The sequence below is a fragment of the Bacillus sp. cl96 genome, assembly GCF_900100505.1.
In the GTDB taxonomy this organism is placed as follows: Bacteria; Bacillota; Bacilli; order Bacillales; family Bacillaceae_G; genus Bacillus_A; species Bacillus_A cereus.
Genome location: NZ_FNDM01000007.1, coordinates 58,584 through 84,680, shown reverse-complemented (window position 1 = coordinate 84,680; position 26,097 = coordinate 58,584). Strand labels below are relative to the sequence as shown.

The following is a 26,097-nucleotide window of genomic DNA, read 5'->3' as shown; positions in this document are numbered from 1 at the left end:
AATAAATAGATTTATTTTTAAATAAGGAAAGTATCAGTCTTAATTGTGATGAGGGGAGGGGTATTTAAAATAATTTTTTATTGTTGTTGTATCAATTTGATCAGCAAATAAAGAGGAGGAAGGTTTTTGAAAAGTATTATGAAGGGTATGACATGTCTTATTCAATTGTTCAATATAAGGAATGTATATATAATCTAAAACTGCTGGAGGTAATTCTAAAGTTTCGTGTTTCCATAAATCGAACTCATTTGGATTAATAATTTGCATACTTCCAAAATGAAAAGCTATTAATTCATCTTGATCAATAAAAACTTTATTATCTGTTTTGGATATAGAACTGCTATTTAAAATGACATTCCAAGGTGCTGCATCAATACCTCTATGAGTCATGATTTTTATATTAGAAAAGATGTTAGGAATGTGATTTAAATATTTTTGATCACCCCATCTATCCATTTCAACATCATAATGATTATTACAATATTCTAGGCATTTATCTTTCCACCATGTTAAAATTTCTTTACTATTTTGATCGTTTTTGAAGCCTACTAAACCAGCTTGGTATATACCGTGTATGCTTTCAATTTCAGTAGAGCTTCTTTGAGGGCAAAGGAATACAGAGTATTTCCACCACTCATCAAGAATGATATTAGGTGCTGTAAAGAAATACATATCAGCATCACAATATATAATGTGATCAACTTCCGGATAAAGACTAAGGACATGTAGACATAGGGGCGCTTTTAATGTCCAACAATACTCTTGTAAACTTCTATCATTTTTTATACTGAGGAGTTCATGATTTTCAATTTCTTTTACCGGAATTAGTATGGCGTGCTTTAATTTTAATTTCTCTAATATTTGATAAGTTAGATCATCCATACAACAGATCCATACAGTAAATTTAGCGTTGAAATTTTCTAAGGAATAATAAGAGGTCAATCCTTGAATTAATCGTTCTTTACTTATAATCATGGAAAAGTTCATAAAATGATTGGATTGATTCATTTTTCTTCTTAATTGTGAATCTTTATATAAAGTTTGAGCTTTATTTATATCTTTTTTACTTAAAAATTGTTTAGTATCTTTATTGAATTTATCCTTTAATTGCTTTAAAACAAATTGAATTCTCTCTAAATACGGAGTGTAAATATGGTTTAATATATTATTGGGTATTGAAATTTCTCCCAAAGACCAAAGATCAAAATCATTTTCAGTAAAGATAGTAATACATGCAAAATGGTAAACAACTAGTTTGTCGTTTTCAATAAATATATCATTTTTAGTCTTGTCAATTTTATAATCGTTATTATATATACAGTTCCAAGGCGCAGCATTTATACCTAAGTTATTTGAAATTTTTACTTTTGGAAAATATATAGGGATATAATCTAAATACTTTTGGTCTCCAAATTTCCCCTCTTCAGCCTCGGCACTGCACCAATCTATACATTTATTTTTCCACCATCTTACACTTTTTAGTCCATAGAGATCATTCTTAAATCCAATTAGACCAGCCTGATATTTTCCGTACATTTTTTCTACCCAATCACGATCTCTTTGGGGGGTTAGGAAGATAGAATGGTCACCCCATTCCTCAAAAATAATATTAGGGTCAGAGAAAAAGCATAAATCACCATCACAATATAGAATAGATGGTAAATCATAATTGACCAATAAATATTCTATCAAGACAGATTTTAAAGTCCAACAATATTCATTTACTTTTCTTTTTCTCTTAATTGCTTTTAGTTCACGATCTTCTAATTCTTCAACTTGTAAAAGGTTTACATTAATTAAACTCATTTCTTTTAATAGTGAATATGCAAAAGGATCTATACAACAAATCCACAATGTGAATTTTTCTGAGTACTGCATTAATGATTGCTGTAAAGCAATAATTTTCAAGACATACTCACTACCTACAATGACGCAGAAATGATTATTTAGATCATGTTGTTGATTATAGAATTGGGGATTAATTCTTTTTTGAGTATTTTTTTTGGAGAGATTTGAAGCTTTAATTCCTGTTGAAAGTGGGTTAACTATTTTCTCATTAGAGGGGATGTACAATCGAGGTAAACTTATTTTTTTATCATTAGAGTTCAATGCTTATTCAGTCCTCTCCACTAAAATTTATTTGGATTCCAACTTTCATTTACAGTTTTTAAATCTTTAGGTGTATCGACACTAGCCCAAAAGTCATTGTGTTCATAGACGGCGAGCTCATTGTCTTTTATTAAATTTCGAAGAGGATCTTCTTCTAGAACACAATCATCATTATTACTTAAATAATTGAATATTTCTTTGTTAAATACAAAAAAACCGCCATTAATTACTTCATCAAGTAATGGTTTTTCTTTAAAATCAATAGCAATTCCATCTTCGACCGCCAATAGGCCGTATTGACTATTTTTTTTAATTCCAGTTAATGTAGCAATTTTTCCTTTTTCTTTATGGAATGCTATTAGTTGATCAATATCTATATTGGCTAATCCATCACCATAAGTTAATAAAAAGGTTTCACCCTGTACAAAGGATTCAAGTTTTTTTAGTCTTGCCCCGGTCATTGTATCAATTCCTGTATCTATAAAGTGTATATTCCAATTTTCTAATTTCTGAAGTAGCGTATATTGACTGGTTTTAAAATTCAAACTAAAGTCATTCTCTTTCCAGCTAAAGTCCATAAAATATTCCTTAATTTTCTCACCTTTATATCCTAAGGGTAAAATGAAATCAGAATGTCCATATTTTCTATACCAATTCATTATATGCAAGAGGAGAGGCTTTCCTTGAACTCGAACTAATGGTTTGGGAATGTCCTCTAAAATTCCTTGCATCCGAAGCCCTTTTCCGCCACACAAAATTATGACTTTCATAGATTTATTTCCTTCCTCTCTATATATTTTACTAATTTAAACTATGTAGTTTGTTTGGTAAATGTATACACGGTTGTACCATAATGACAATCAACTAAAAAAAATATGTTAGATTTATAATTCAGATGCTGATTAAACGTGGAGAATACACACTGTAGTTTATCATTAATTATATGTAAATTAGGTTCTTTTAAAATCTATGCTTTAGTTTATTTAATATTAATGAAAGAAATTGCTTGTTCTTAAGATAAAAGAAGGGGAAGGAAATCAAGGGAATTGAAGAAGCTTATAATGAAATATCCAAGAAGACAAAATATAAGATAAAGTATGGAAGTAAGTAGTCGTGAATGCACTACATAAGCAGAATATGCTGATCGCATAAATGATTATACAGAAATCAATAGAAGAATAACAAAGGGAATTAGCCATTTAAAGGAAAATGGAACAACTATTTTTACATTTTATAAATTCAAAAAAGAGCACCGCATAAAGGTGCTCTAGTGATGGAACTAATTTTGTAAAGAACTATTTATTCAATAAAGAAGGACTTACGAATTATTATATGAACGTTTTGTTAATTAAGTGTGTATCAATTAGACAGGAATTTTATTTTTCTACACCTATTTGATTTTACGGGCCAAATCATGTTAAAAGTAAGAAGAAAATTATTAAGTTAATGTTATTTTGTTTAAAATAACATCCCAATCGGAATCATCACCTTCCCATCTATCCTGATAACGTGGGAGTTCAATTGAACAAACCCTCGATATTCCCCAATTTTGTTCAACAATATTAGATATACCCTCCTTGAAATTAACAATAAGAATATTAAAATCCTTATTTGTAATTTTAGATAATACGTTTTGTAATTCAACCGCTTCATCTCGATTTCCCCAAATTCTAATGAATAAAATGGATTCACTACTATTTATTTTTTCAAGGAATCGATTAATTCTAGTGTCTAATTTAGCTTTAAAAGAAGGATAGGTTGATTTCAAATCCTTTTCGGAATTAATAGGAAAATCATGCATTGAAAAACAATTATAATAAGTGTCCTTTATACAGTAGGTAATTCGTTCTGCCCATTTAATTTGATTATCAAATTCTGATTCAATAAGACCGTAACTTTCTGAACCTTCTATAACCATATTTTCCAACTTCATGAATTTTTTAAATCGATTTTGAAGTAATCTGTTTACATCTGAAAGTGATGGATAATAAAACCAATCTAAAGGTCCAGAAAATGTTCTTAAATTGTGTCTTTTGATTTGGTTGGTGACTTGACACAATCCTCCTAAACTTACAATTACGCCATAGGATTTTTGTATATCTTCTAGGTTCATCCTCATCATCCTTTATAAAAGTAATTTAAATTATCTGTTCAGTATATGATGCAATAACATATTGATGTGGACCTATATATCACAGTACATAGAGCTAAGACATTTGTATAAATTTAAAAAGTCAAATACCTAAGTTGAGGGATTTCATCTTTGACGTTATATCATGGAGTTATTATTGGAATGAAAGCTGGTAGGGATATTGCGCCAGAGTTATATATTCTCCAGTAACTTAATTTAGAAACCTGTTCTTGATTACTGTAGTAAAATTGTTGTTCTTTTAAAAGAATCCTTAGATAAAAAAGAAAAATCTATTGGCTAGCATTTAACCAGTAGATTTTTCTTTTCATCTTCATAGTTTTCCTGCCTCTCTTAAAGTTATGATATATAATCTTTTAAAGACTGACACGGTGCATTTTTTTTCATAATGCACGCAAAAAAATCAGTTTAAGAATTATGTGAAATCGTGTCAAAAAATTAAAGGTAATTATATATGTATTTAAGATGATATCCATCTGCGTATATTTTTTAAATTTTTAGATAAATGCAATGATAATGGCTTCTTAAGAATTAATTTAGCACCTTGTTTATTTAGAAAAGCCCTATAAACCATTTAGTTCATAGTAAAAGTAATATATTTGATATTAAATGTCTTGCATAATGCGATAAAATTTCACAATTTTTTATCAATATATACAGAAAAAGGTAACGAAACTTAAGCGATATTTAATACTTTTCATATTTGTGAAGTATGTGAATTTGTTTATTTTAACATCTAAGATGTTAGATGTTGTTTTTTAAACATTACTTATCCGGATTCATGAAAAGTATTTTAATGCATTATTTTTATTTTATATAATAATATTTAATTTTAATATTAAAACTAAAATATGGAAGTAACATAGGGGATTTACGCATATAGTAATGTTGATGGTGAAATTAACAAAACTTTCATTTAAATCAGATAAAACTATGATGTTTTTAACTTATAATCATGTTACTACGATGAAAAAATGGCTACTAATTAGTTAATTTAAAAATCAATTTTAGATAGGAAGAGGATAATGAAGACCAGAGATAGTTATAAAATTATTGTAATTGGTGCTGGGACAGCAGGACTATCTTCTACTGCACATTTATTACGAAATGTACCCCTATTGAAAGAAAGTATAGCAATTATTGATCCATCAAAAAAACATTACTTTCAGCCACTATGGAGTTTAGTGGGGGGAGGAATTGTTTCAAAGGAAAGTACGATGCGTAATCAGGAATCGCTTATTCCAAAAGGGGCAACGTGGATCCCTAAAAGTGTTGTTGAGTTATTTCCATCTGAAAATAAGATACTTTTAGATGACGGACTGCTACTTGAGTATGAAATTCTTATTGTAGCAGCTGGTATCCAAATAAATTGGGACAGTATTAAAGGCTTAAAAGAGTCTATTGGCACTAATGGGGTATGTAGCAATTATTCTTATACATATGTTGATTCTACTTGGAGAGAAATCGAAAAATTTAAAGGAGGAAATGCGCTTTTTACCCACCCTAATACTCCTATTAAATGCGGTGGTGCTCCACAAAAAATTATGTACTTAGCAGAGGAGTATTTTTGTAATAGTGGTGTAAGAAACAGAAGTAAAGTAATATTTTATTCTGCAAACAATAACATATTTCAGGTTCCACGATATGCAAATACTTTAGAACAAGTACTAGAAAGAAAGCAAATTATAACGAATTATAATAAAAATCTAGTGGAAATTATCGCCGAAAAGAGAGAGGCAATTTTTGAAGATACGCAAACACTAAAAAGAGAAACCGTACCATATAGTATGATACATGTTGTTCCGCCAATGGGGCCACCTAATTTTATTAAAGAGAGTGAGATAAGTGATCATCAGGGGTGGGTAGATATAAGCCCTTATACTTTGCAGCATGTGCAATATAAAAATATTTTTGGACTTGGAGATTGTACCAATTTACCTACCTCTAAAACTGGAGCAGCAATTCGAAAACAAATACCCGTCTTAAAACAAAATATTATGGACGTACTTAGCGGAAGAGATTTACAGGCTAAATATGATGGATATACATCATGTCCGATTGTTACAGGATATAAAAGTCTTATACTTGCTGAATTTAACTATGAACATGAGCCTCAAGAAACGTTTCCATTTAATCAAGCGAAAGAACGGTATAGTATGTTTTTACTTAAAAGATATATGTTGCCATATATGTATTGGAATTTAATGTTGAAAGGGATTCTATAGGAGAAGATAAAAAGTGGTTACAAAAATTGAAAATTAATTTGAAATAACTAATTGGAGGGAATAGCTATGCTTTTAAAATATTTTTATGATGAAAAATTAGCACATGCTTCCTATTTAGTCGGTTGTCAGAAAGAAGGCGTAGCAATCGTTATTGATCCTAGTCGCTATATAGAACAATATATAGAATTTGCTAAGAAAGAGGGGATGGAAGTAATTGCTGCGGCTGAGACTCATATTCATGCTGATTTTCTTTCTGGGTCTAGAGAACTTTCTAATCTTTACCATGTAAATTTATATGTATCTGATGAAGGAGATTGTGATTGGAAATATCAATATCTTAACGAAGGTCGATACAAATTGGTTAGAGAGGGCACAGAGTTTAAAGTAGGTCATATAAAATTTAATGTAATTCACACCCCAGGGCATACGCCTGAAAGTATTTCTTTTTTAGTAACTGATACAAGTCAAAATAATTATACGAATGATAAACCGATAGGAATATTCACAGGTGATTTTATATTTGTAGGAGATATAGGAAGACCGGATTTATTAGAAACTGCAGTCGGTATTAAAGATACTGCAAAAATAGGAGCGAAACAATTATTTGATTCTATACAAAAAATAAAAATACTTCCTGATTATTTGCAAATATGGCCATCACATGGTGCGGGAAGCGCATGTGGAAAAGCATTAGGAGCAATTCCAACTTCTACATTAGGTTATGAAAAGATGTTCAATTGGGCATTTCGGTGTAATGAAGAAAGTGATTTTATATCGACTTTATTGACGGGACAGCCAGAGCCTCCAAAGTATTTTTCATTAATGAAGAATTTAAATAAGTATGGTCCGCCAATTCGTAAGAAGAGAAAAAGTACTGCTATTAATACAGTAGAAGAACTTCAAGAAATTTTGAAGAGCGTTTATCAAATAGTTGATATAAGGGATGTAGAGAGTTTTGCTGCAGGTCATATCGAGAAGTCAATTAACATACCTTATAACAATTCTTTCACAACTTGGTGTGGATGGTTATTAGATTATAAAAAAGAAACTTTAATAATTCTAGATGAGGAAAAGGTTAAAGTAGAGGCAGTTATTAGAGAATTTGAATCTATTGGGTTAGATAATATTATTGCTTTTGCACCCTTAAAAGTAATACAAAGACTTGATAGATTTGAAAGTTACAAAGAAAAAACATCGATTGAATTATATCCGCATATAAAAGCTGGAAGCGTTAAGGTTATCGATGTGCGTAGTAAAAAAGAGTGGGAGGAAGGACACCTTCATGATGCAATACATATCACTTTAGGTAATCTATTTGAACAACTAGATTATATACCGAAAGATTTTCCAATAGTTTTGCAATGTCGAACCGGATTACGTTCCGCTATAGCAGCTAGTATTTTACAAAGAGCTGGTATAAAGGAAGTAGTGAATTTAAAGGGAGGATTTCTTGCATGGAAAGAAGAAGGGCTTCCTTATACAACATGCAATCTCAATGTGTAGGAAAATATTATATGCTAGGTAAGAATAATTAAAAGAAGTTATAGATGACGTGTTAGAAAAGGGAATCATAATTGTCGCAGATTCAGGAAATACATTAGGATTATTAATTGATTATCCAGTTAAATATGAAAATGTAATATTTGTTTTAGCATTAAATAATTTAACATTGGATCCATCTTTTATGGAATGGCAGTGTTGGAAGTACTTAGGTATTATCAATAAGAACCCAATTTAAAATTCTCTTGGATGCAAGAGAATTTTTTTATTGGGAATAGTAAGGGGGAGGGGAGGTGCATTACATATGGGAAAAGGTAGAAGTAATAATGCTGGTAAAAAGCAACCGAATTTTGATGATTCATCTAATTTTGCTAAACAAAGCCAACCGACAGAAAAGAAGAAGAAATAAGAACAGGAGCTCTCTTGATAAAGGGAGCTCCTGTTAAAAGTGGACTGACGTTTCAGAATAACATATCGATGGATTAACCCAATAGCCATAAATACAAGGTTTTAATTTTTCGAAGGGCACCTAATTTAATATTATTGTCCCGCTTTTTTATACTTATTGACGCGTTAAATCCATTTAAAATGCTCCTTAATGGCGTTGGGCGTGACCTTCATTAAAATTTTTTAAACCTAATGGGACTTACCATTAAGAGGGCGAGGATTAAAGTAATCCATGCATTACCATATGAAAACAATGCCATACCAGCCAATGATAATCCTGCAGCTGGAATAGGTAATCCCTTAAAATATCCAATAGTTGGTTTAATACTAAATTTTGCTAATCTTAAAGCACCCATTGTTGGGAATAGGATAAATGCCAAAGAAGTTAAAATAGAAGGTGTTGCTATCGTATGAAATAAAAGCGCAGGAGCGACGCCGAAACTAACAATATCAGCTAAGGAATCCAATTCTACGCCAAACTCACTGTTCACTTTTAATTTTCTTGCAATTCTTCCATCAAGAAAATCTAAAACAGCTGAAAAGAAAATGAGAATGGAGGCTGCTCCTAAATATTCACTCATATTCAAGGTGATTGAGAAAACACCGCACAATAAATTTCCAACCGTAAATAAATTCGGTATAACTTTTACAAGCTGATTAAACAAGTTTGTTCCTCCTAAATTAATTAAACTTCACATTTCTGTAGCAATTTCTATATATTCTTCCGTTATTCTTAAAAATATATGACCACTGTATTACTGTAAGCTAATTAAATTTCGATAAGAGAAAAATTGATTTCTTAAATGTTCCACTGGTTTATAAAAATGTTTAATCATTTTCAGTACGCGTTATTGAATATTAGCACCTGATAGTTGATATTTCGAGTAGTCAGGGATTTTCCGGTTCTGGTGCAAAAATTCAAGGTAATTAAAAATAATCTCTAAAAAGGAGACATAATGATACTATTATTTTAAAAAGGTTCGTGGTTGGTATCGAATATAAAAAAATAGAATTTTTATACAAAAATCACCCGAAAGGTTGCCTTTTGTACCTCTTAAAATGACTGAAGATGTGTTTACTTGAGTTCATTAGGTAGTTAGAGGTTGATAGACTATCTTTAACGAAAATGTTGAGTAGTTCATCTTCATTATATATCAATTTAATAATGATTGGGGATTTAGAAAGTTCCATGGAAAGTACATATCAACCTGATTGGAAGATTGGAAATTTAATAACTGGTGATACATTTTACTTAACGCAACATTTTGGTGCGCAAATGAAAATTTTTAAAGTCCACACAAATGGTACCCTAGAACGATTCCAAACAATAGAACCAGAATTAAAATAAAATTTTTGTAGCATCAATTAAATTCATTTCTTTTTATGCAAACACACTTTCAGCGGAACTAACTTCTTCACTATTTTGCGCTGGAAACACTTTATAAAAAATGGTTACGTTTTCTGATCTTGAAATAACCCTCTCAAATTGCAATCCTGCTTTTCTAAAAGCTTTACTGCATCAACAATAGAAGTAATTGCTAAAAAGGTTATTCAAATGAAATTTATAAAAGCTTGATAGGCGATACCAAGTGAAAATACCGTAGCTACTATATGTGCAGTCCATTTAGGCATATTTAATTTCAATACGGTATTGTACAAGATTCCATATACGATACAAATAATTAATATAAATGCAATGAATTGAAGAACTAATAAAAATAGCGGTTGTCCCATTTATTTTCACTTCCTTTATTTAATATATTAATATAATTTATTTAGAAGTGAAAGTTTTATTTATATTAATTTCCAAAAATGTGATATGAAAGGAATAGTGGTAATCACAAGAATTACTGCAAAACTATAATGTAACTAAAAGTATTATTACGAGATCAGTAAAGTAGTAAAAAAGGTCGCCATTCAAGGCGACCTTCTTTACTATGCGTTATACCCAAATAATTTTAAATCTTCTCCTGAATCTGAAATGATTTTCTCAAATTGTAATCCTACTTTTTCTAAAAGCTTTCCTGAGGCAATGTTATCTATAGAAGTAATTGCTACAATTCGTTTCATGCCGAGCTTTTGTACACCGTATTCGATTATCGCAGAAGCTGACTCGTAGCCATATCCTTTTGAACGGAATGTTTCTAAAAAGGCAAATCCGATATCAACGTCTTCTAATGAATCTCTTTTAATAAGGCCACACATACCAAGTGGAGTGAGATCTTCTTTTCGTTCTACTAAGTAAAGGCCAAATCCGAGTTTGTTATACATATCGATGGGACCGTGTACAATATAATTTTTTGCATCTTCTAAGTTTCTAACCCCTTTGTCACCGATAAACTGAATCCATGCAGGATCGTTTACTAACTCAAGAATAAAAGAAGCGTCTTTTATATCAAACCAACGAAGATTTAGACGTTCGGTTTCAAGAACTATCAATTATTACACCACCTTTAAAAAGTTATAACAATTAGTATGGATTGTGTAAAACAAAAGTGCAACATATTTTAATGGGGGTGTTTGTTCACATAAAATTCGTTTGTTTTGTATAGAGAGATATTTTATAATTAGGATTGATTGTAAAGAGTGAGATACTTATACAATGACTCCTAGGTGACTAGGAGTTTTTACTATATAACTATCATTATTACTAAATATGACACACTACACATTCTACTCAAGGAGGTACATAATGAAGAAATTATATAATGCATCGTTTACGTATTTGATTATCGGTTTATTATCAGGGATTTTCGCTAGGGAGTATGGTAAGTATAAAGGGATTTTAGGATCTACTTTGTTAAATCTTTTGCATACACATACACTTGTACTTGGCTTTTTCTTCTTTTTAATTGCTTTAGGATTAGCAAAAGTATTCGCGTTTCATGAAGTGAAAGGGTTTAATAAGTGGTTTGTTTTACATAACATTGCATTAACATTAATGTTAGGTTCGCTAGCAGCGAGAGGGCTTCTTCAGTTAAATGGAGCTGACTTTAAAGGGTTAACTTATATTGTAGGGTTTTCTCATTCGTTGATGGCAGTTACTTTAATTTGGTTTATGTTGTTAATAAAGAAATCGTTTAAAATGTAGTAAAAAAGAACTTGTAGCGTGTGCTACAGGTTCTTTTTTGTATGTTCAGATTTAATAATCTTATTTTTCTAATTATTTAGTATAAAGATGGTATACTTGTTTTAAAATTAAAAAGGAGAGTTGATTATGGAAATAACAATTGAACATGTAGTAAATGAATTAAAAGGCATACTTCCTGAAGATCGAGTAGTAATAAATATGACAGTACGAGAGTTACATAGTAAAGATGAATCTTACCATAGTAGTAGTTTACCTGATGTAGTTGTTTTTCCAAAAACAACCGAAGAAGTTAGCGCGATAATGAAAATAGCGAGTCAGCACGGAACAGCTGTCGTTCCATTTGGAGTAGGATCCAGTTTAGAGGGACATGTAATCCCTTACGAAAAAGGAATTACAATGGACTTTTCTCTTATGAACAAAATACTTGAAATAAGAGAAAAGGATTTTCTTGTGAGAGTACAGCCAGGGGTGACGCGCTCTCAGCTTAATAAAGAATTGAAAAAGTATGGATTGTTTTTTAGTGTAGACCCAGGAGCTGATGCAACGTTAGGAGGAATGGCTGCTACAAATGCGAGCGGAACGACAGCGGTAAAGTATGGGGTAATGCGTGATCAAGTTCGAGATTTAGAAGTCGTTCTTGCTGATGGAGTAGTAATACATACCGGGAATTTAGCGGCGAAGTCATCATCAGGTTATCATTTAAATGGTATTTTCGTAGGCTCAGAAGGAACACTTGGATGTTTCACGGAGTTAACCTTAAAAGTATACGGTATACCAGAACATGTTATGGCTGCGAGGGCATCGTTTCCAACTATAAATGATGCAGTAGAAGCTGTAATTAACATATTACAAGCAGGTATTCCAATCGCGAGAATTGAACTCGTTGATGAATTATCTATGAAACAAGTAAATCATTACAATGAAACAAGTTACAGAGAAGAACCGACACTGTTTGTAGAGTTCCACGGCAATGAAGCAGGGTTAAAGCAAGATATTGAATTTACGAAAGAAATCGTTCTTGATCATAAATGTATAGAAATTGCGTTTGAGATGGAAACAGCAGCGAGAAATAAACTGTGGGATGCAAGGCATAACTTAGCGTACTCTTACGTGCATAGTTATCCTGGTAAAAAGCTAATGAGTACAGACGTATGTGTGCCAATTTCGGAATTAGCTGGAGCGATTCAACATGCGAAAGAGGTATTAGATAAAGTAGGGCTTATTGGCGGTATTCTCGGTCATGTTGGGGATGGGAATTTCCATGTACTCTTAATGATTGATACAAATGATAAAGAGGAAGTGAAGAAGGCAGACGAAATAAATGAAAGTATCGTTCAGTATGCTCTTAAACGAGGAGGAACGTGTACAGGAGAACATGGCGTTGGAATCGGAAAACGAAAGTATCAAGAAGAAGAGCATGGGGCAGCATTATTTGTAATGGAGAAAATAAAGAAAGCTCTTGATCCGCAAAATATTTTGAATCCGAATAAGGTGTTTCAATTAAAAGATAGGGGCTGAGTGGATGAAAGTACTAGAAGCGATAAGTAATATAGCTGGAAAGTATTTTGCATTTTGGACCGGCTGCTGCACTCCCAAGTGTATTAGCGGCAGTATGGCATAACATTGCAGGGCCAATATTAGCAACCATCTGGTCAAAAAATGCAAAGAATACTTTCAGCGATGAAAATGTATTAATAAATATAGAAAAATAGGAATGATAAATAATGCAAAAACGTATTGTACATTTTGAAGGAATGGTTGTATTTTTAGCCACGATTTATATGTATTCAATATATGAGTTTAGTTGGATTATATTTTTTGTATTCCTTTTAGCGCCGGATTTCTCCATGTTAGCGTATGGGATCAATAATCACGTTGGTGCGAAAATATATAACGTATGTCATACATATATCATATCCATATTAATTGTTCTAATAGGTGTCTATTTTAAGATAGATACCGTTATAATGATTGGCTTAATATGGACAGCACATATTGGAATGGATCGAATGTTTGGATATGGATTGAAATATGAGACGGATTTTAAGGATACTCATATTCAGAGGTTATAGTTGCTTTTGAGGAGAGGGATACTTTGAAACAGAGAATTACTATCGAAGGGTATAACATCCAATGGGAAAGTGAATTTAATAAGCTACACACTTTCATTAACGATGTAATGGAAGACCGCATTTTATCCATTGAACATGTTGGGAGGACATCTATTAAAGGACTTGTAGCAAAACCAATATTAGATATTGATATCGTAATAGAAGATTATGAAATCTTTCCTGAAGTAGTAACAAAGTTTGAAGCGATAGGATACTATCATCAGTTAGAATGGAGCTTTAAAGGAAGAGAGGCGTTTGGAAGAAAGGATACGTTCGTTCCATGGAACGAGGGAAATACAGTTTGGATGGAACATCATTTATATGTGTGTGATAAAAATAGTGAAGAATTGAGAAGGTATATAGCGTTTCAAGATTACCTTCGTGAACATACTGAAGTAGCTAATGAGTATGGAAACTTGAAGGAAGAGTTAGCAAGAGAGTCGAAAAATCGATCTAGTTATATTGAGGGTAAGACCGTATTTATTACAAATATATTAGAAAAAATAAACTAAGGTAGCATGGAATACATGCTGCCTATTGTTTTGAAATAGAAAGCTGCCATTATAAAACAAATATAAACTGGCCCTGTTGATTGATGCGGTTACTAAATATAATAGGAAATAAAATAGAAAAGAGCGGAAAAGAGGGAGCTTATGTACATACCAAAATATTTCGCAATACAAGATGAAGAGATGAAGTACGAAATAATGGAACAAAATAGCTTTGCGACATTATTTTCTCAACATAACGGAGAACCATATGCAACGCACTTGCCGTTGTTGCTAAATAGGGAGACCCTTACTTTACATGGTCACTTCGCACGACCGAATGAACAGTGGAAAGATATTGGGACTCAGCAAGTACTAGCTATATTTCAAGGACCACATAGTTACATCTCTCCGTCATGGTATGAAACAAACAATGCAGTACCAACATGGAATTACGTTGCAGTGCATGTATATGGTGAATTAGAAATTGTTGAAGATGAGAAGACATTAGTAGATTCTCTTCAAGATTTAGTAAATAAATATGAAGATCCAGAGAGCACCTACTCACTTAATGATGTGGATCCAAATTATATGGGAGGATTAAGTAAGGGAATAGTTGGATTCAAAATAAAGATAAATAAAATAGAAGGAAAAGCGAAGTTAAGTCAAAATCATTCTGTAGAGAGACGGAATTTAGTTGTGGAGAAACTTGAGAAAGTTGGTAGTGAGGAGAGTAAGAGGATTGCGGAGTTGATGAGAAAATAAAGCCTACATGAAAGGGAAATATTCTAAATAAGCGTATTTAAAAAGACCTTCTTAATTGAAGGTCTTTCATTTTTTAAAGTGCTTTTTCAGTTGTTGTTGAGTTGTAGTCTTTACTTACGTCAATAGATTGAACAAGGTCAGGTCTTTGTGGTGCAGGGGTGTCCCCAATGTTTAATGCTACATATCCTAACTGTGTTTTCGGTGTTTCTGAGGTGAAGCTTAACCCAAGAGTTGTGATGCTAATAACAGCTAAGCCAATGATGCTCAATTTAATCTTTTTCATTATATCAAAGCTCCCTTTTCTTCATGTTTTTTTCTTGCTTGATTGGCCATGTAAAAGTATTGACTAGCTTTTATATGGTCTTCTTTTTCATAAAACATATTTGCTAGAACATCAGTGTACTCTTGTATACATTCCCAAAGGTTTTCTGTTTTAAAGTAAGAAATTCCTTCCAAAATTATCATTTCTAAATCATTTATAGAAGTTTTATTATTTAGTTCTCTTAAAATCATGAAACGATATTGAAACTCTTTGTTTTCTAGTTTATTTGAGATGTTTAATCCTTTTTTTATAAGTTCTTTAGCCTGGGTATATTCTCCAAGCTTGTAGTATTCACGTGCTTCAACAAAAAGTGCTTTAAAGTGATTTGGTTGCTTAGTTGTAACCTCTGAAATATGACGCATTGCTAACTCTGAAAGGTTTTGACTTGCATATAGCCAAGCTAAATTATGTCGTACTCTTAATGATAAAGTCTCCTCTGAATACTTCTGTAGAATATTTAATGCTGAATCAAGTCTAATTTCAGCTTGTTCAAACTGTTTTAAATCAATACAAGATAAACCAAAGATGTTATCACACAAAGCAACATTAATTTCACAGTTTATATGTTTTGAAAAAATTGCTTTAGCTTCATTTGCAGATTGGATTGCTACTAGTGGTTGATATGTTTGATAATAATAGGCAGCTAAGCGGTAGTTAAATTCAGCATTCTCTAGTTCGTCAGATACGTGTATTAGCAGCTTTTTAGCGTTCTCGAAAAGGTGTTTTGCTGCATTGTAGTTTCCAATAATTGTATTGTGAATAGCCTTAAAAAAATGATAATAATAAGAAAATAGCCCATTCTCTGGAAGTGGGAAAGAATCAATTTTATTAAAATCATCTTTATTAATATTTAAACCATCTGTTAAGATTTTGTATCTGAAATTAAAAAGTGAATAATACAATTGTAGGTTTGTATCTTCTTCTGAATTAGAGATGATATTTTCAATATCTTTTTTTATTTTTGTTGCAGGGGTAGTTTGATGCTGTAACATAGCTCTATACCAGTCATTAAATAATTTTGTAATTTGTTCATTACCTTGTAGTTGAACGTTCATGAAATCCCCTCACTTTTTGAATATTCTTATAAAATATAGTATCAAAAATAAAAATATTTAGAAATGATGTTTTATATTTCTCAATATTTGTTTAACAAGCTTACGGGTAAGTCTATTGGAATAGTGTAGAATTTGTTTTGGATTAAAGAAATGGCATCGGGGGATGTGTATTTTAAAGTTTTAGTTGAGTGGGGGGATATAAAAAGGGTGCGTTCACACAAATTATATGAACGCACCTTTTTACATATTAAACAATCAAGTCCCACAAAAAGTACGATAAGGGCGATTCGTCGGTGCAGGCGGAATGCAGTATTCTTCTTGATCTGTAGAATACGCATAAGGGTTTGATAAAGCTTCAAGAAGTTGCTCCATTACGCTATAGTCGTCATTTGTAACAGCTGCTTCTAGTGCTTCTTCTACACGGTGGTTCCTCGGGATGATTGATGGGTTATTATTTTTCATCATCTCGTAGGCGTTTTCTTTTGATTGTTCTTGTCTTTCTAATCGAGATTGCCAAAGTTTGTACCATTCTTTAAATTCAGGACTATCGAATAGAGGGGTATTTTCTAACGTATCAAGAGTTAATGCACGGAATGTATTTGTGTAATCCGCTTTATATTTCTCCATCATTTTTAAAAGTTGCTCAATAAGTGATTGATCTTGTTCTTCGTTGCTAAATAGTCCTAATTTCTTTTTCATTCCAAGGAACCACTGTTTTTCATACTGTACGCTAAATTTCGAAATTTCGTCTTGAGCGATTTTTAATGCTTCTTCTTCATCTTCGTGCAGAATTGGTATTAAAGATTCAGCTAGTCGTGCTAGATCCCATGCGGCCATATATGGTTGATTTCCATATGCATAACGACCTTGTGTGTCAATAGAGCTAAATACGGTTCCTTGGTCGTAATTGTCCATAAATGCACAAGGACCGTAATCAATTGTTTCGCCACTGATTGTTATATTGTCAGTGTTCATTACGCCGTGAATAAATCCAACAAGTTGCCATTTTGCGATAAGACTGGCTTGTCTTTTAATGACTTCTTGTAGTAATGCAGTATATCGGTTTTCATGAGCTTCAATTTCTGGATAATGCCTTTTTATCGTATAGTCAGCTAGTGATTTCAGGTCCTCTATTGAACCACGAGCTGCAGCATATTGAAATGTACCGACCCGTATATGACTACTAGCGACTCTAGTTAAAATTGCTCCAGGTAATTTTGTTTCACGATAGGTTGGCTCCCCGGTTGTAACAACTGCTAAACTGCGAGTAGTCGGAATATCAAGTGCATACATTGCTTCACTAATAATGTATTCACGTAGCATCGGACCGAGTGCAGCACGGCCATCTCCTCGGCGTGAATAGGGAGTAGGGCCAGAACCTTTCAGTTGAATATCGAAACGCTCACCTGAAGGAGTAATTTGTTCGCCAATTAAAAGAGCACGACCGTCGCCTAACATATTAAAATGTCCGAATTGATGACCAGCATATGCTTGAGCTAATGGATGAGCTCCTTCTGGAAGTCCATTGCCAGCGAAAATGGCAATTTCAGCTTCCTTTTTCAGTTCTTCAGGGGTTAAGCCAAGAGATATCGCTAATGAATGGTTTAGTTTAACTAACTCCGGTGAACTTACGGGAGTAGGGGGGATTTCTGTATAAAATGATTGTGGTAAAGTCGTATAACTATTATCTAAATTCCAACCTGTTTCATTATTTTTAGTCATTGTATCTCCTCCTTTTTGTATTTTAAATTATGTATTTGTACGTATATATTCTTTGTAAAGTTAACTAAAAGTATAATATAATATTTCCCCTTGCAATCTATTGTAAGGACTTCATTGCACTATGTCTATTTAACAGCAAATACAAACCTCCATTTTTAAAAAAATGGAGGTTTTATTATTACTTAATTTTTACGATTATTTTTCCTTTTGCTCTTCCAGCCTCGGAATATTCCATTGCTTTTTGCGCATCTTCAAAAGGGAAAACTCGATCGATTACCGGTTTGATTTCACCAGCTTCAATATAGTTTGCAATAGTACGTAATTGATCCCCACTTGGCTTCATAAATAAAAATGAATATTGAGCATTATGCTTTTTTTCAAGTGCAGTAAGTTTTTTGCTGGCTAATGAAAATAAGAGAGTTTTAAAGAATCCTGAACCAAATTCTTTACCGAAGCGAGCATTTGGCATGCCTGAAACGGAAACAATGTTTCCTCCCCTTTTTATAATATTGAATGATTTTTCAAGTGTTGCACCGCCGATTGTATCAAATACGGCATCATAATTTTTTAGTATATCTTCAAATTTCTCTGTTTTGTAATTAATAATTTCATCTGCGCCAAGAGACGTTACTAAATTCGCACCAGCTTCACTAGCAGTCGTTGTAACAATGGCACCCATAATTTTTGCTAGCTGAATAGCGAAAGTACCAACACCACCGGATCCAGCGTGAATTAAAATCTTTTGTCCTTTTTGTAATTGCATGATGTCATGTAAAGCTTGATAGGAAGTTAAGCCAACGAGTGGAATCGAAGCCGCTTCCTCAAAACTTAGATTTTTTGGTTTTAAAGCTATATCATCTTCATGAATGGCTATATACTCCGCGAAAGTACCAATCTTATTTTTTCTTGGACGAGCATATATTTCATCACCGACTTTAAAACGAGTCACTTTTGATCCAACCTTCGTGATGACACCGGCAAAGTCGTTACCAAGGATTAGGGGCATTTCATATTTCAGTAACATTTTTACTTTTCCGTCGCGTATTTTAAAATCAATTGGGTTAATGCTAGCTGCATGAATTTCTGCGAGCACTTCATACTCATTTATTTCAGGAGTAGGTACCTCTGCCATACGCATTGGGACTTTTCCATATCTATCAATTATCATTGCTTTCATTTCTTATACCTCCAAGTTTTAATAAAAGTTCTGCAATAGCTTCTCAATATCTAATACAAGATTTTTTAATAAACCTAATTTTGTACGTATATCAATATAATAAAAATTCTTTGTACCTTCTTTTCTCATTAAAATAATGCCAGCTTCTCGTAAAATCTTAAGGTGATGTGATACTGCTGGACGGGAAAGGTGTGTTTGCTTCGTGATTTCTCCTACACGTAATCCTGTTTGACATTCCGTTTCCATTAGCACTAATAAAATAGCTTGACGCGTTTCATCACCAATTGCCAATAATACTTTTTGAGAATCAATAAAATCTTTTTTTATAATATTTAATTGTTCTTGTTTATTCATTTCAATCACTTTGCCTCCAGGTAATTAGTCGAAAGGTTTAAGATGATGAACCATTACTTCGATACGGTAATGCTACATGATTGTTGTATGAGGTGCAATATTGAGAAAGAAAATCGAGACGAATGAATTTTTTATTGTTGAAAATTATAGGGAGATAGAAAAGGGATTGGAAGGACTACATAACACAATAGATGAGGTTTTAAAAACAAAAAATGATGTAACAATAAAATAAGCGGTCGTAACCTTGTATAATCCATAAGGTTACGACCGCTTATAATGTTTGTATTATTTTTGAATTTTACGATAGAACATGGTTCAACGTAAAGTACGTTCTTTTGTTTTACACCTTCATACAGACACAATTCAGGTGGATTATAGATGTATGAAAAGGTAAAAGGAATTTTGGGGCGTAATCTATCTATATGATAATTCAAAATGAAATATAAGTCTATATTTTAATGTTTTTTTTGATTATATTTATGTCACTGAGCTCAGAACAATGATTTGGAGGGGAAATATATGAAATCGAATTATGTACCAGTTTTAATTGTTGGAGGGGGATTATCTGGGTTAGCGTCTGCGTTATTTCTTGCAAAACATAACATTGAGTACTTACTTATTGAAAGGCATCCGTCTACTGCCATTCATCCGAAAGCAGGCGGTCTTACTTTACGTACAATGGAGTTATTTCGAGAATTAGGCTTGGAAAAAAGAATTAAATTGGCAGGTAAAGCATTAGAGAACTGCCGAGGAAGAATAGCGGTTCATACAATAGCTGAGGCGAATAAAGAAGAATTGGAACAAATGAGAGCGACACAATACGGAAACGATGAAGAGTTACTTCAAAAAATAGAAAAGATTAGTCCATCAAAACAAACTGCGTGTTATCAAATTATTTTAGAAGAGATGATGTTACAAGAAGCGAAAACATTAGGCGGGCAACTATCTTTTTATCATGAATTAGTTTCATTTGAACAAAATGAAAACGGGGTAAAAGCAAAGATTCGAAATCGTGAAACAGAAAAAGAAAGTGTCATACATTGTGACTATGTAATTGCAGCAGATGGAGCGAAAAGTAAAATACGTGAGCAGTTAGGGATTAAAACTGAGGGGCGTGGAACCATTGGTGGCTATTATATGAATATTTATTTTGAAGCAGACTTAAGTGAGTTTATACAAGGAGACGCATTCGGTTTTTCTATGGTACTTCATCCAGAGGTTCTTGGTGCACTGATCCCAGTAGATAACGTGAAAAAATGGATTTACCATGTAGCCTACGATCCATTAAAAGGAGAGGGACCAGAGGATTTCACGATGGAACGTTGTAAACAAATTATTGAAATAGCAATTGGAAGTACAAATGTTGAGTCAAAAATATTAAGTGTTTTACCGTGGGAAGCGGCCGAAAGTACAGCAATGAAATTTCAAGGAAATCGAGTCTTTCTAGTTGGAGATTCAGCACATATTATGCCACCAACAGGCGGATTTGGTTCAAATACAGGAATACAAGATGCGCATAACTTAGCTTGGAAATTAGCGGCTGTTATAAAAGGGAAGGCAAAACCAAAATTGTTAGAAACATATCATGAAGAGAGACACTCTGTTGCAAAATTAACGACAGCTTATGCAAGTAGTTTACTGTTTCGTGCTGCGAATAGAGAGGAAGGCAGTTTGAATAATATGGATGGTTTAGCTGTTACAGTTGGATATCAGTATTGTTCAGAGGCAATTATAGATAATTCAGTCACTCCACATAGAATGGATAGCATAGAGTTGAACGGAAGACCTGGAACGCGAGCGCCACATTTATGGGGAACGTATGAAGGGAAGAAAGTTTCTACATTAGACTTATTCGGTAACAGTTTTGTATTACTTACAGGAGTAGAAAATAGTTCTTGGGCTGAGGCAGCACATACTGTTTCAGCTAAATTAGGAATAAATATAAAAGGGTATCGTGTTGGCTTAAGTGGAGACTTTATTGCTCCAGAAGATATTTTTAGCAAATTATATGGTATAGAGAATGGAGGTGCTGTATTAATTAGACCAGATGGCTTTATAGGATGGCGTTCAGAAAAAGCGGTAGTAAATCCAGATATAGTATTGGACGAGGTAATGGGAAATTTATTATGTGATTTTTAAGTAACTACGGAAATATTGTTTTATGTGCTTCACTGCACTGAAAAAAATATTCACAAATTTCAATAGGTTTGATATGATTAAATTCGACAAGTTAATAGAGGCCGGAGATATTTGAGAAAAGCCATAAATTTATTTAGGGATACAGGAGTGTAGCCTAAATAATTTATGGCTTTTTTTATTGAATGAACCGTACAAAATAGGGAGTTACATGTGAAAAGGAGGGCTATAGAAATTAAATAGGATAATACTAGTTTTCTATATTAATAATATAGAAAACATTTGTAAGATTGGAATTTTAATATAGGTTTATAAAAATAATGAAAGTGTGTCTTCTGTTTCGTGTAAATCTCATTAGCTTGTTGAAATTTGCAACGTAGGAAGGGTTAGAAGAATGAGAAAGATTATTAGCGTTTTAGTTATTTTCTTTATGACTGGAAGTATCTTTGCTGGGGGAGCTGTTCATGCGAAAGCAGAAGGAAAGCATGAATGGAATACGAATAAGTTTTTAAATATTGCACATCGCGGAGCAAGTGGACATGCACCTGAGCATACTTTTGCTTCTTATGATTTAGTGAAAAAAATGAAAGCGGATTATTTAGAGTTAGACATTCAATTAACAAAGGATGGCCAATTAATTGCAATGCATGATACAGCAGTTGATCGCACTACAAATGGAACAGGCGAAGTACGCGATAAAACGTTAAGTGAAATAAAGAGTTTAGATGCCGGATCATGGTTTAATAAAGCGTATCCAGAAAAGGCTAAGCAAGAGTATGTTGGGCAAAAGGTTCCAACTCTTGAAGAAATCTTCCAAAAGTATGGAAGAAGTATGAAGTATTATATTGAAACAAAATCACCAGATGTGTATCCAGGAATGGAAGAGAAATTGTTGGCGTTGTTACAAAAATATAATTTAGTAGGCCAAAACATGTCTTCTAGCCGTGTTATGATTCAATCATTTAGTAAAGATAGTTTGAAAAAGATTCATAGTATGAATGAAAATATTCCGTTAGTTCAATTGCTTTGGTATTATCCAAATGAAAACAATGAAATTGTTGAATGGTCTGGCATTACACATGAACCGAAAAGTGTAACAAATGATGATTTTCAAGAAATTAAAAAGTATGCAGCTGGTATTGGACCAAACTTACGTAATGATAACGGGGAACTAATTATTGATGAGTCATATATGAAAATGGCTAGGAAAAATGGACTGTTAATTCACCCTTATACAATTAATGAGAAACCAGATATGAGACTGTTAATCAAATGGGGTGCTACAGGAATGTTTACAAATTATCCGGATCGATTACATAGTGTATTGAAGGAAAAATAAGTGGAAAAGGGTATACCAGTGTTTTAGGTATACCCTTTTTAATCTAACTCTCCGATAAACAGAATCTCTTTTTCATAGCATTCATCTGCATCATAAATAATTTCTTGAAAGTGAAGCGTTTTGAAGGAATGACAAACTGACATTTCCCATGTCTCCCAAAAATCAATTTCATTTGAAAGAAGGATCCATTTTTGAAATTCACTATCTCTATTAAAGAAATTATGAAAGTAGTCCTCATTTTTAAATATAATGATTTGCGAATCCCACAAATTATTTATAGAAATCAAAACAACAACTCGATATGTATGTGTATCGCTCGGTTTCATATTTATTAAATGATTTGCTTGATTTAATAAGGTTTGAATACATAACCGTTTTACTTTTCTAGGTGTTTTACGAGAGTCAATAAAAGCTTGCGAAACTGGCAATAGCATATTCCAATATTCATCGTTATAGAAAGTAGAAGGGAACGTTTTTGTATGTTCCTCAATTCGCTTTATCATAGTGTTTGTTTTTCGGTTCATACCACGTATTTTCTTTTCACGCATTGTGAGTCATCTCCATAAATTTTTGTAATGCAGCAGAGTGATATATATCTTTTCTAGTAATAAAAGTAGTAGGAACTTTTTTGAAGCTATTTGGCAAAGGGTTGAATGATATGTCATGTTGATGACCATTTAAAATAGACTTCATCATAATTGCTATGCCTATACCTGATTTTACACATGCGAGAATCGCTTCAATTGTTCCAAACTCTAATACTCGCTTAGGTGAAATTCCTTCTTCTTGAAGCCAATCTTCTAATAAATTTCTATAATAGCAACCATGACTAAATGCAAGTAAATTCATGTCTCCTATGTCTTTAAAGGAAGATAAAGGCTTTTTGCTAATGAGAACTAATTCTTCTTCACGAAATATATTTGTATGAAGTTCAGCATGCTGAGTAGAGCCAGCTATAAACGCTCCGTCCAGTTTTCGTTCTAGTACAAGCCTAATCAATTGTTCCGTCGTATTTGATTCTAAAATCAATTCGACTTTTGAGTATTTCTCATAATAGGCCGTTAATATAGATGGAAGTCTTACAGCGGTTGTAGATTCTGTACATCCAATTTTTAAAGTGCCTCTTGGTTCGATCCCATTACTTTGAACTGCTTTAACAGATTGATCCATTAAGTAGATAATTTGTTTGGCGTATGTTAATAAAATCTCACCGTTAGAAGTTAAAGTTACACCTTTTCCGTTTCGGTAAAATAAAGGCACACCTAATTCGTTTTCTAGTTGTTTCATACGCATTGTTACGCCAGACTGTACATAGTTTAAATTTTTAGCTGCGTGAGATATGTTTTTTTCTTTCGCAACTTCGTAAAATACAGTTAAATCTTTTATATCCAAGTATCATCCCTCCAGAAAAGGTATCATTTTTTTTGATGAATTACATGATAAATCTTTATTTTATATGATATCAGAACTTTCATACAATGGAAGGGGATGGAGGGATTATTGTGTTAATGGAAGAAAGGGTGAATAGTACTTATAAGTGGGTTATGTTAATTTTTGCGACGGTTGCTCAAACAACAGCGACACTTATAACGTATGGTGTTGGAGCGTTTGCTTTATTTTGGAAAGAAGAATATGCACTTACGAATACGGAGATTGGATTGTTAGTAAGTGTTGTAAATATAGGACCGCTATTTTGTATGCTTTTTGTCGGGCGGCTACTTGATCAATACAATGAAAAGTTGTTAATTTCGATAAGTTCATTTTTACTAGGAGGTTCGTTTTTACTGACTAATATGGTCAATGGATTTAATGGGTTACTCTTTGTACTTTTATTAGTAGGAACGTTTTATAGTGTTTCGCAGCCAGGAGGAAGTAAGGTGATAATGAAGTGGTTCTCAAAAGAAAATCGCGGGTTAGCGATGGGGATTAGACAAGCCGGTATACCGATTGGTGGTACATTAGCGGGAGTATTGATCCCGTTTCTTACAATAAAATATAATATGGCCTATGCGGTAAATAGTATTGCATGTATTTGTATAATTGGAGGGTTTTTATTTTTTATATTTTATAAGGAACCATATATTCAAGAGAAAGTTAAACAAGAACGTAGTAAACTTTCTTTTTGGATGCAGTTAAAAGAAGTGATGTGTAAAAAAGAGTTATATGCAATTTATATAACTGGCATTTGTATGATTTCATTGCAAATGGTGTTAGTTGCGCACTTTATAAAATTTTTAGTATTGGAACAATCAATCACGCCAATTTTAGCTGGAAAAGTATTTTCCGTTATGTTCTTTTCTGGAATGGTTGGTAGGGTTATATTAGCAGCTACTAGTGATTTATTTTATAAGGGGAATAGGCGTAACCTCTTATTTATAACTGTTTGTATTTCTATTTTCTTCATTCTAATATTAGTAATGAGCATACATACAATAACGAATGTATTGTATGGTGTAAGTGCATTGTTAGGGTTCTTTGCAATTGGATGGTTTAGCCTTTTCATAACTGAAGTTGCGGAATCAGCAAGTGAAGAATCGGTAGGGATGACAGTGAGTTTTGCACTTACATTAAATCAAATTGCCATTATTGCTGCGCCTGCTTTATTTGGTTATATTGTAGATAAGAAGGGATATACGTATGCGTGGTTATGCATAGTTGTATTACTAACTATTTCAGCGGTTAGCTTATATAGGAAGGATAGAAAATGAAGGAATGTTAGCAATGTAAATTTTTTATGAAGAAAGTCTAAAGAAATGTTGAATGAGCGACATTTCTTTTTTTATTTGTTGTATAATCAAAATGTAAATGAGATTCGTTTTCAATTTCGTTCATTACCTCTTTTGAAATTACCTGTAATTTTAGCCATAATTAGCTGTTTTTCTTTATCGTTATTTGCATGATTTATTTTATTTAAAAATTTTTCAGCATCATTTCCTTTTAATACCATAATCTGTTTTCCGTAATATTCAATTAATACCATGTTATTTTTTGTTATCCGATAATGAAACATCTTATCATCTAAACGATTGCGTTTATCGGTGTTTTTCATATTACATCTCCATTCTTTTTAGTATGTAACAAATGTTACAAAAGAATTTGAAATTATA

Annotated in this window: 26 protein-coding genes and 1 pseudogene; 13 read left to right on the top strand and 14 right to left on the bottom strand. The window is 32.6% G+C overall.

The window, feature by feature from the left end:
• Nucleotides 1-39: 39 nt before the first annotated feature.
• The 3 genes from BLT20_RS16825 to BLT20_RS16815 form a co-directional block, all read right to left on the bottom strand.
• Complete coding sequence (locus BLT20_RS16825) at nucleotides 40-2,109, bottom strand: glycosyl transferase (protein ID WP_001087527.1); 2,070 nt, start codon at nucleotides 2,107-2,109, stop codon at nucleotides 40-42.
• 20 nt (nucleotides 2,110-2,129) lie between these two features.
• Entirely contained in the window at nucleotides 2,130-2,879 is a 750-nt protein-coding gene (locus BLT20_RS16820; RefSeq protein ID WP_000864434.1) for a sugar phosphate nucleotidyltransferase, read from the bottom strand.
• A gap of 668 nt (nucleotides 2,880-3,547) precedes the next feature.
• On the bottom strand, nucleotides 3,548-4,222 hold the full coding sequence (locus BLT20_RS16815) for a papain-like cysteine peptidase (RefSeq protein WP_001047153.1): 675 nt from the start codon (nucleotides 4,220-4,222) through the stop codon (nucleotides 3,548-3,550).
• A gap of 1,061 nt (nucleotides 4,223-5,283) precedes the next feature.
• Between BLT20_RS16815 and BLT20_RS16810 the strand changes: the two genes are divergently transcribed.
• Nucleotides 5,284-6,483, top strand: a complete 1,200-nt coding sequence (locus BLT20_RS16810; protein ID WP_000857313.1) for an FAD/NAD(P)-binding oxidoreductase — start codon at nucleotides 5,284-5,286, stop codon at nucleotides 6,481-6,483.
• A gap of 66 nt (nucleotides 6,484-6,549) precedes the next feature.
• A complete protein-coding gene (locus tag BLT20_RS16805) occupies nucleotides 6,550-7,986 on the top strand; it encodes an MBL fold metallo-hydrolase (RefSeq protein ID WP_000925325.1) in 1,437 nt (478 codons plus the stop codon).
• Between the two features lie 617 nt (nucleotides 7,987-8,603).
• Here BLT20_RS16805 and pssA read toward each other — a convergent pair.
• Nucleotides 8,604-9,095, bottom strand: a complete 492-nt coding sequence (gene pssA, locus BLT20_RS16790; RefSeq protein ID WP_000483086.1) for a CDP-diacylglycerol--serine O-phosphatidyltransferase — start codon at nucleotides 9,093-9,095, stop codon at nucleotides 8,604-8,606.
• Between the two features lie 500 nt (nucleotides 9,096-9,595).
• On the opposite strand from pssA, the gene BLT20_RS16785 reads away from it, so the two are divergent.
• Entirely contained in the window at nucleotides 9,596-9,778 is a 183-nt protein-coding gene (locus tag BLT20_RS16785; RefSeq protein ID WP_002000399.1) for a DUF5065 family protein, read from the top strand.
• 203 nt (nucleotides 9,779-9,981) lie between these two features.
• Here BLT20_RS16785 and BLT20_RS16780 read toward each other — a convergent pair whose 3' ends face one another.
• On the bottom strand, nucleotides 9,982-10,164 hold the full coding sequence (locus tag BLT20_RS16780; RefSeq protein ID WP_000531430.1) for a hypothetical protein: 183 nt from the start codon (nucleotides 10,162-10,164) through the stop codon (nucleotides 9,982-9,984).
• A 201-nt stretch (nucleotides 10,165-10,365) separates the two neighbouring features.
• On the bottom strand, nucleotides 10,366-10,869 hold the full coding sequence (locus BLT20_RS16775; protein ID WP_000636211.1) for a GNAT family N-acetyltransferase: 504 nt from the start codon (nucleotides 10,867-10,869) through the stop codon (nucleotides 10,366-10,368).
• Between the two features lie 253 nt (nucleotides 10,870-11,122).
• On the opposite strand from BLT20_RS16775, the gene BLT20_RS16770 reads away from it, so the two are divergent.
• The 6 genes and pseudogenes from BLT20_RS16770 to BLT20_RS16745 all read left to right on the top strand — a co-directional run bounded on the left by BLT20_RS16770 (nucleotide 11,123) and on the right by BLT20_RS16745 (nucleotide 14,885).
• Nucleotides 11,123-11,521, top strand: coding sequence for a DUF2871 family protein (locus tag BLT20_RS16770; protein WP_000737891.1), 399 nt, complete (start codon nucleotides 11,123-11,125; stop codon nucleotides 11,519-11,521).
• A 126-nt stretch (nucleotides 11,522-11,647) separates the two neighbouring features.
• On the top strand, nucleotides 11,648-13,039 hold the full coding sequence (locus tag BLT20_RS16765; protein ID WP_000406573.1) for an FAD-binding oxidoreductase: 1,392 nt from the start codon (nucleotides 11,648-11,650) through the stop codon (nucleotides 13,037-13,039).
• Nucleotides 13,040-13,089: 50 nt separating this feature from the next.
• Nucleotides 13,090-13,233 (top strand): annotated as a pseudogene (locus BLT20_RS16760) (bile acid:sodium symporter family protein); the annotation flags it as partial.
• A 12-nt stretch (nucleotides 13,234-13,245) separates the two neighbouring features.
• Entirely contained in the window at nucleotides 13,246-13,593 is a 348-nt protein-coding gene (locus BLT20_RS16755; RefSeq protein WP_001172061.1) for a DUF4260 domain-containing protein, read from the top strand.
• Nucleotides 13,594-13,616: 23 nt separating this feature from the next.
• Nucleotides 13,617-14,144, top strand: a complete 528-nt coding sequence (locus BLT20_RS16750) for a GrpB family protein (protein WP_000813622.1) — start codon at nucleotides 13,617-13,619, stop codon at nucleotides 14,142-14,144.
• Nucleotides 14,145-14,285: 141 nt separating this feature from the next.
• The gene (locus BLT20_RS16745; RefSeq protein ID WP_000275796.1) at nucleotides 14,286-14,885 is read left to right on the top strand and encodes an FMN-binding negative transcriptional regulator; all 600 of its coding nucleotides are present in this window, start codon (nucleotides 14,286-14,288) and stop codon (nucleotides 14,883-14,885) included.
• Nucleotides 14,886-14,958: 73 nt separating this feature from the next.
• Here BLT20_RS16745 and BLT20_RS16740 read toward each other — a convergent pair whose 3' ends face one another.
• The 5 genes from BLT20_RS16740 to BLT20_RS16720 form a co-directional block, all read right to left on the bottom strand.
• Nucleotides 14,959-15,168, bottom strand: coding sequence for a hypothetical protein (locus tag BLT20_RS16740; RefSeq protein WP_000721430.1), 210 nt, complete (start codon nucleotides 15,166-15,168; stop codon nucleotides 14,959-14,961).
• On the bottom strand, nucleotides 15,168-16,262 hold the full coding sequence (locus BLT20_RS16735) for a response regulator aspartate phosphatase (protein ID WP_001102734.1): 1,095 nt from the start codon (nucleotides 16,260-16,262) through the stop codon (nucleotides 15,168-15,170). The genes BLT20_RS16740 and BLT20_RS16735 overlap by 1 nt, the downstream gene beginning before the upstream one ends.
• Before the next feature lie 255 nt (nucleotides 16,263-16,517).
• Nucleotides 16,518-17,984: a protein adenylyltransferase SelO gene (locus BLT20_RS16730; RefSeq protein ID WP_000164929.1), complete on the bottom strand. Its 1,467-nt coding sequence runs from the start codon at nucleotides 17,982-17,984 to the stop codon at nucleotides 16,518-16,520.
• Nucleotides 17,985-18,162: 178 nt separating this feature from the next.
• Nucleotides 18,163-19,161, bottom strand: a complete 999-nt coding sequence (locus BLT20_RS16725; RefSeq protein ID WP_000646436.1) for an NADP-dependent oxidoreductase — start codon at nucleotides 19,159-19,161, stop codon at nucleotides 18,163-18,165.
• Between the two features lie 18 nt (nucleotides 19,162-19,179).
• A complete protein-coding gene (locus BLT20_RS16720; protein ID WP_000571870.1) occupies nucleotides 19,180-19,524 on the bottom strand; it encodes an ArsR/SmtB family transcription factor in 345 nt (114 codons plus the stop codon).
• A gap of 91 nt (nucleotides 19,525-19,615) precedes the next feature.
• On the opposite strand from BLT20_RS16720, the gene BLT20_RS31085 reads away from it, so the two are divergent.
• The 3 genes from BLT20_RS31085 to BLT20_RS16710 all read left to right on the top strand — a co-directional run bounded on the left by BLT20_RS31085 (nucleotide 19,616) and on the right by BLT20_RS16710 (nucleotide 22,990).
• Entirely contained in the window at nucleotides 19,616-19,747 is a 132-nt protein-coding gene (locus tag BLT20_RS31085; protein ID WP_001227549.1) for a hypothetical protein, read from the top strand.
• Between the two features lie 287 nt (nucleotides 19,748-20,034).
• Nucleotides 20,035-21,654 (top strand): FAD-dependent oxidoreductase, encoded by a 1,620-nt coding sequence (locus BLT20_RS16715; RefSeq protein WP_000841678.1) that lies wholly within the window; start codon nucleotides 20,035-20,037, stop codon nucleotides 21,652-21,654.
• A gap of 391 nt (nucleotides 21,655-22,045) precedes the next feature.
• Nucleotides 22,046-22,990: a glycerophosphodiester phosphodiesterase gene (locus BLT20_RS16710; protein ID WP_001226340.1), complete on the top strand. Its 945-nt coding sequence runs from the start codon at nucleotides 22,046-22,048 to the stop codon at nucleotides 22,988-22,990.
• A 38-nt stretch (nucleotides 22,991-23,028) separates the two neighbouring features.
• Here the strand turns inward: BLT20_RS16710 and BLT20_RS16705 are convergent, their stop codons facing one another.
• Entirely contained in the window at nucleotides 23,029-23,538 is a 510-nt protein-coding gene (locus BLT20_RS16705) for a DUF3916 domain-containing protein (protein WP_001208348.1), read from the bottom strand.
• The gene (locus tag BLT20_RS16700) at nucleotides 23,531-24,382 is read right to left on the bottom strand and encodes a LysR family transcriptional regulator (RefSeq protein WP_000351689.1); all 852 of its coding nucleotides are present in this window, start codon (nucleotides 24,380-24,382) and stop codon (nucleotides 23,531-23,533) included. The genes BLT20_RS16705 and BLT20_RS16700 overlap by 8 nt, the downstream gene beginning before the upstream one ends.
• An 86-nt stretch (nucleotides 24,383-24,468) precedes the next feature.
• On the opposite strand from BLT20_RS16700, the gene BLT20_RS16695 reads away from it, so the two are divergent.
• On the top strand, nucleotides 24,469-25,698 hold the full coding sequence (locus tag BLT20_RS16695; RefSeq protein ID WP_002026160.1) for an MFS transporter: 1,230 nt from the start codon (nucleotides 24,469-24,471) through the stop codon (nucleotides 25,696-25,698).
• Between the two features lie 110 nt (nucleotides 25,699-25,808).
• Here BLT20_RS16695 and BLT20_RS16690 read toward each other — a convergent pair whose 3' ends face one another.
• Nucleotides 25,809-26,039 carry a hypothetical protein gene (locus BLT20_RS16690; RefSeq protein ID WP_000798794.1) on the bottom strand — a complete coding sequence of 77 codons (231 nt, stop codon included), beginning with the start codon at nucleotides 26,037-26,039 and terminating at the stop codon, nucleotides 25,809-25,811.
• Nucleotides 26,040-26,097: the final 58 nt, after the last annotated feature.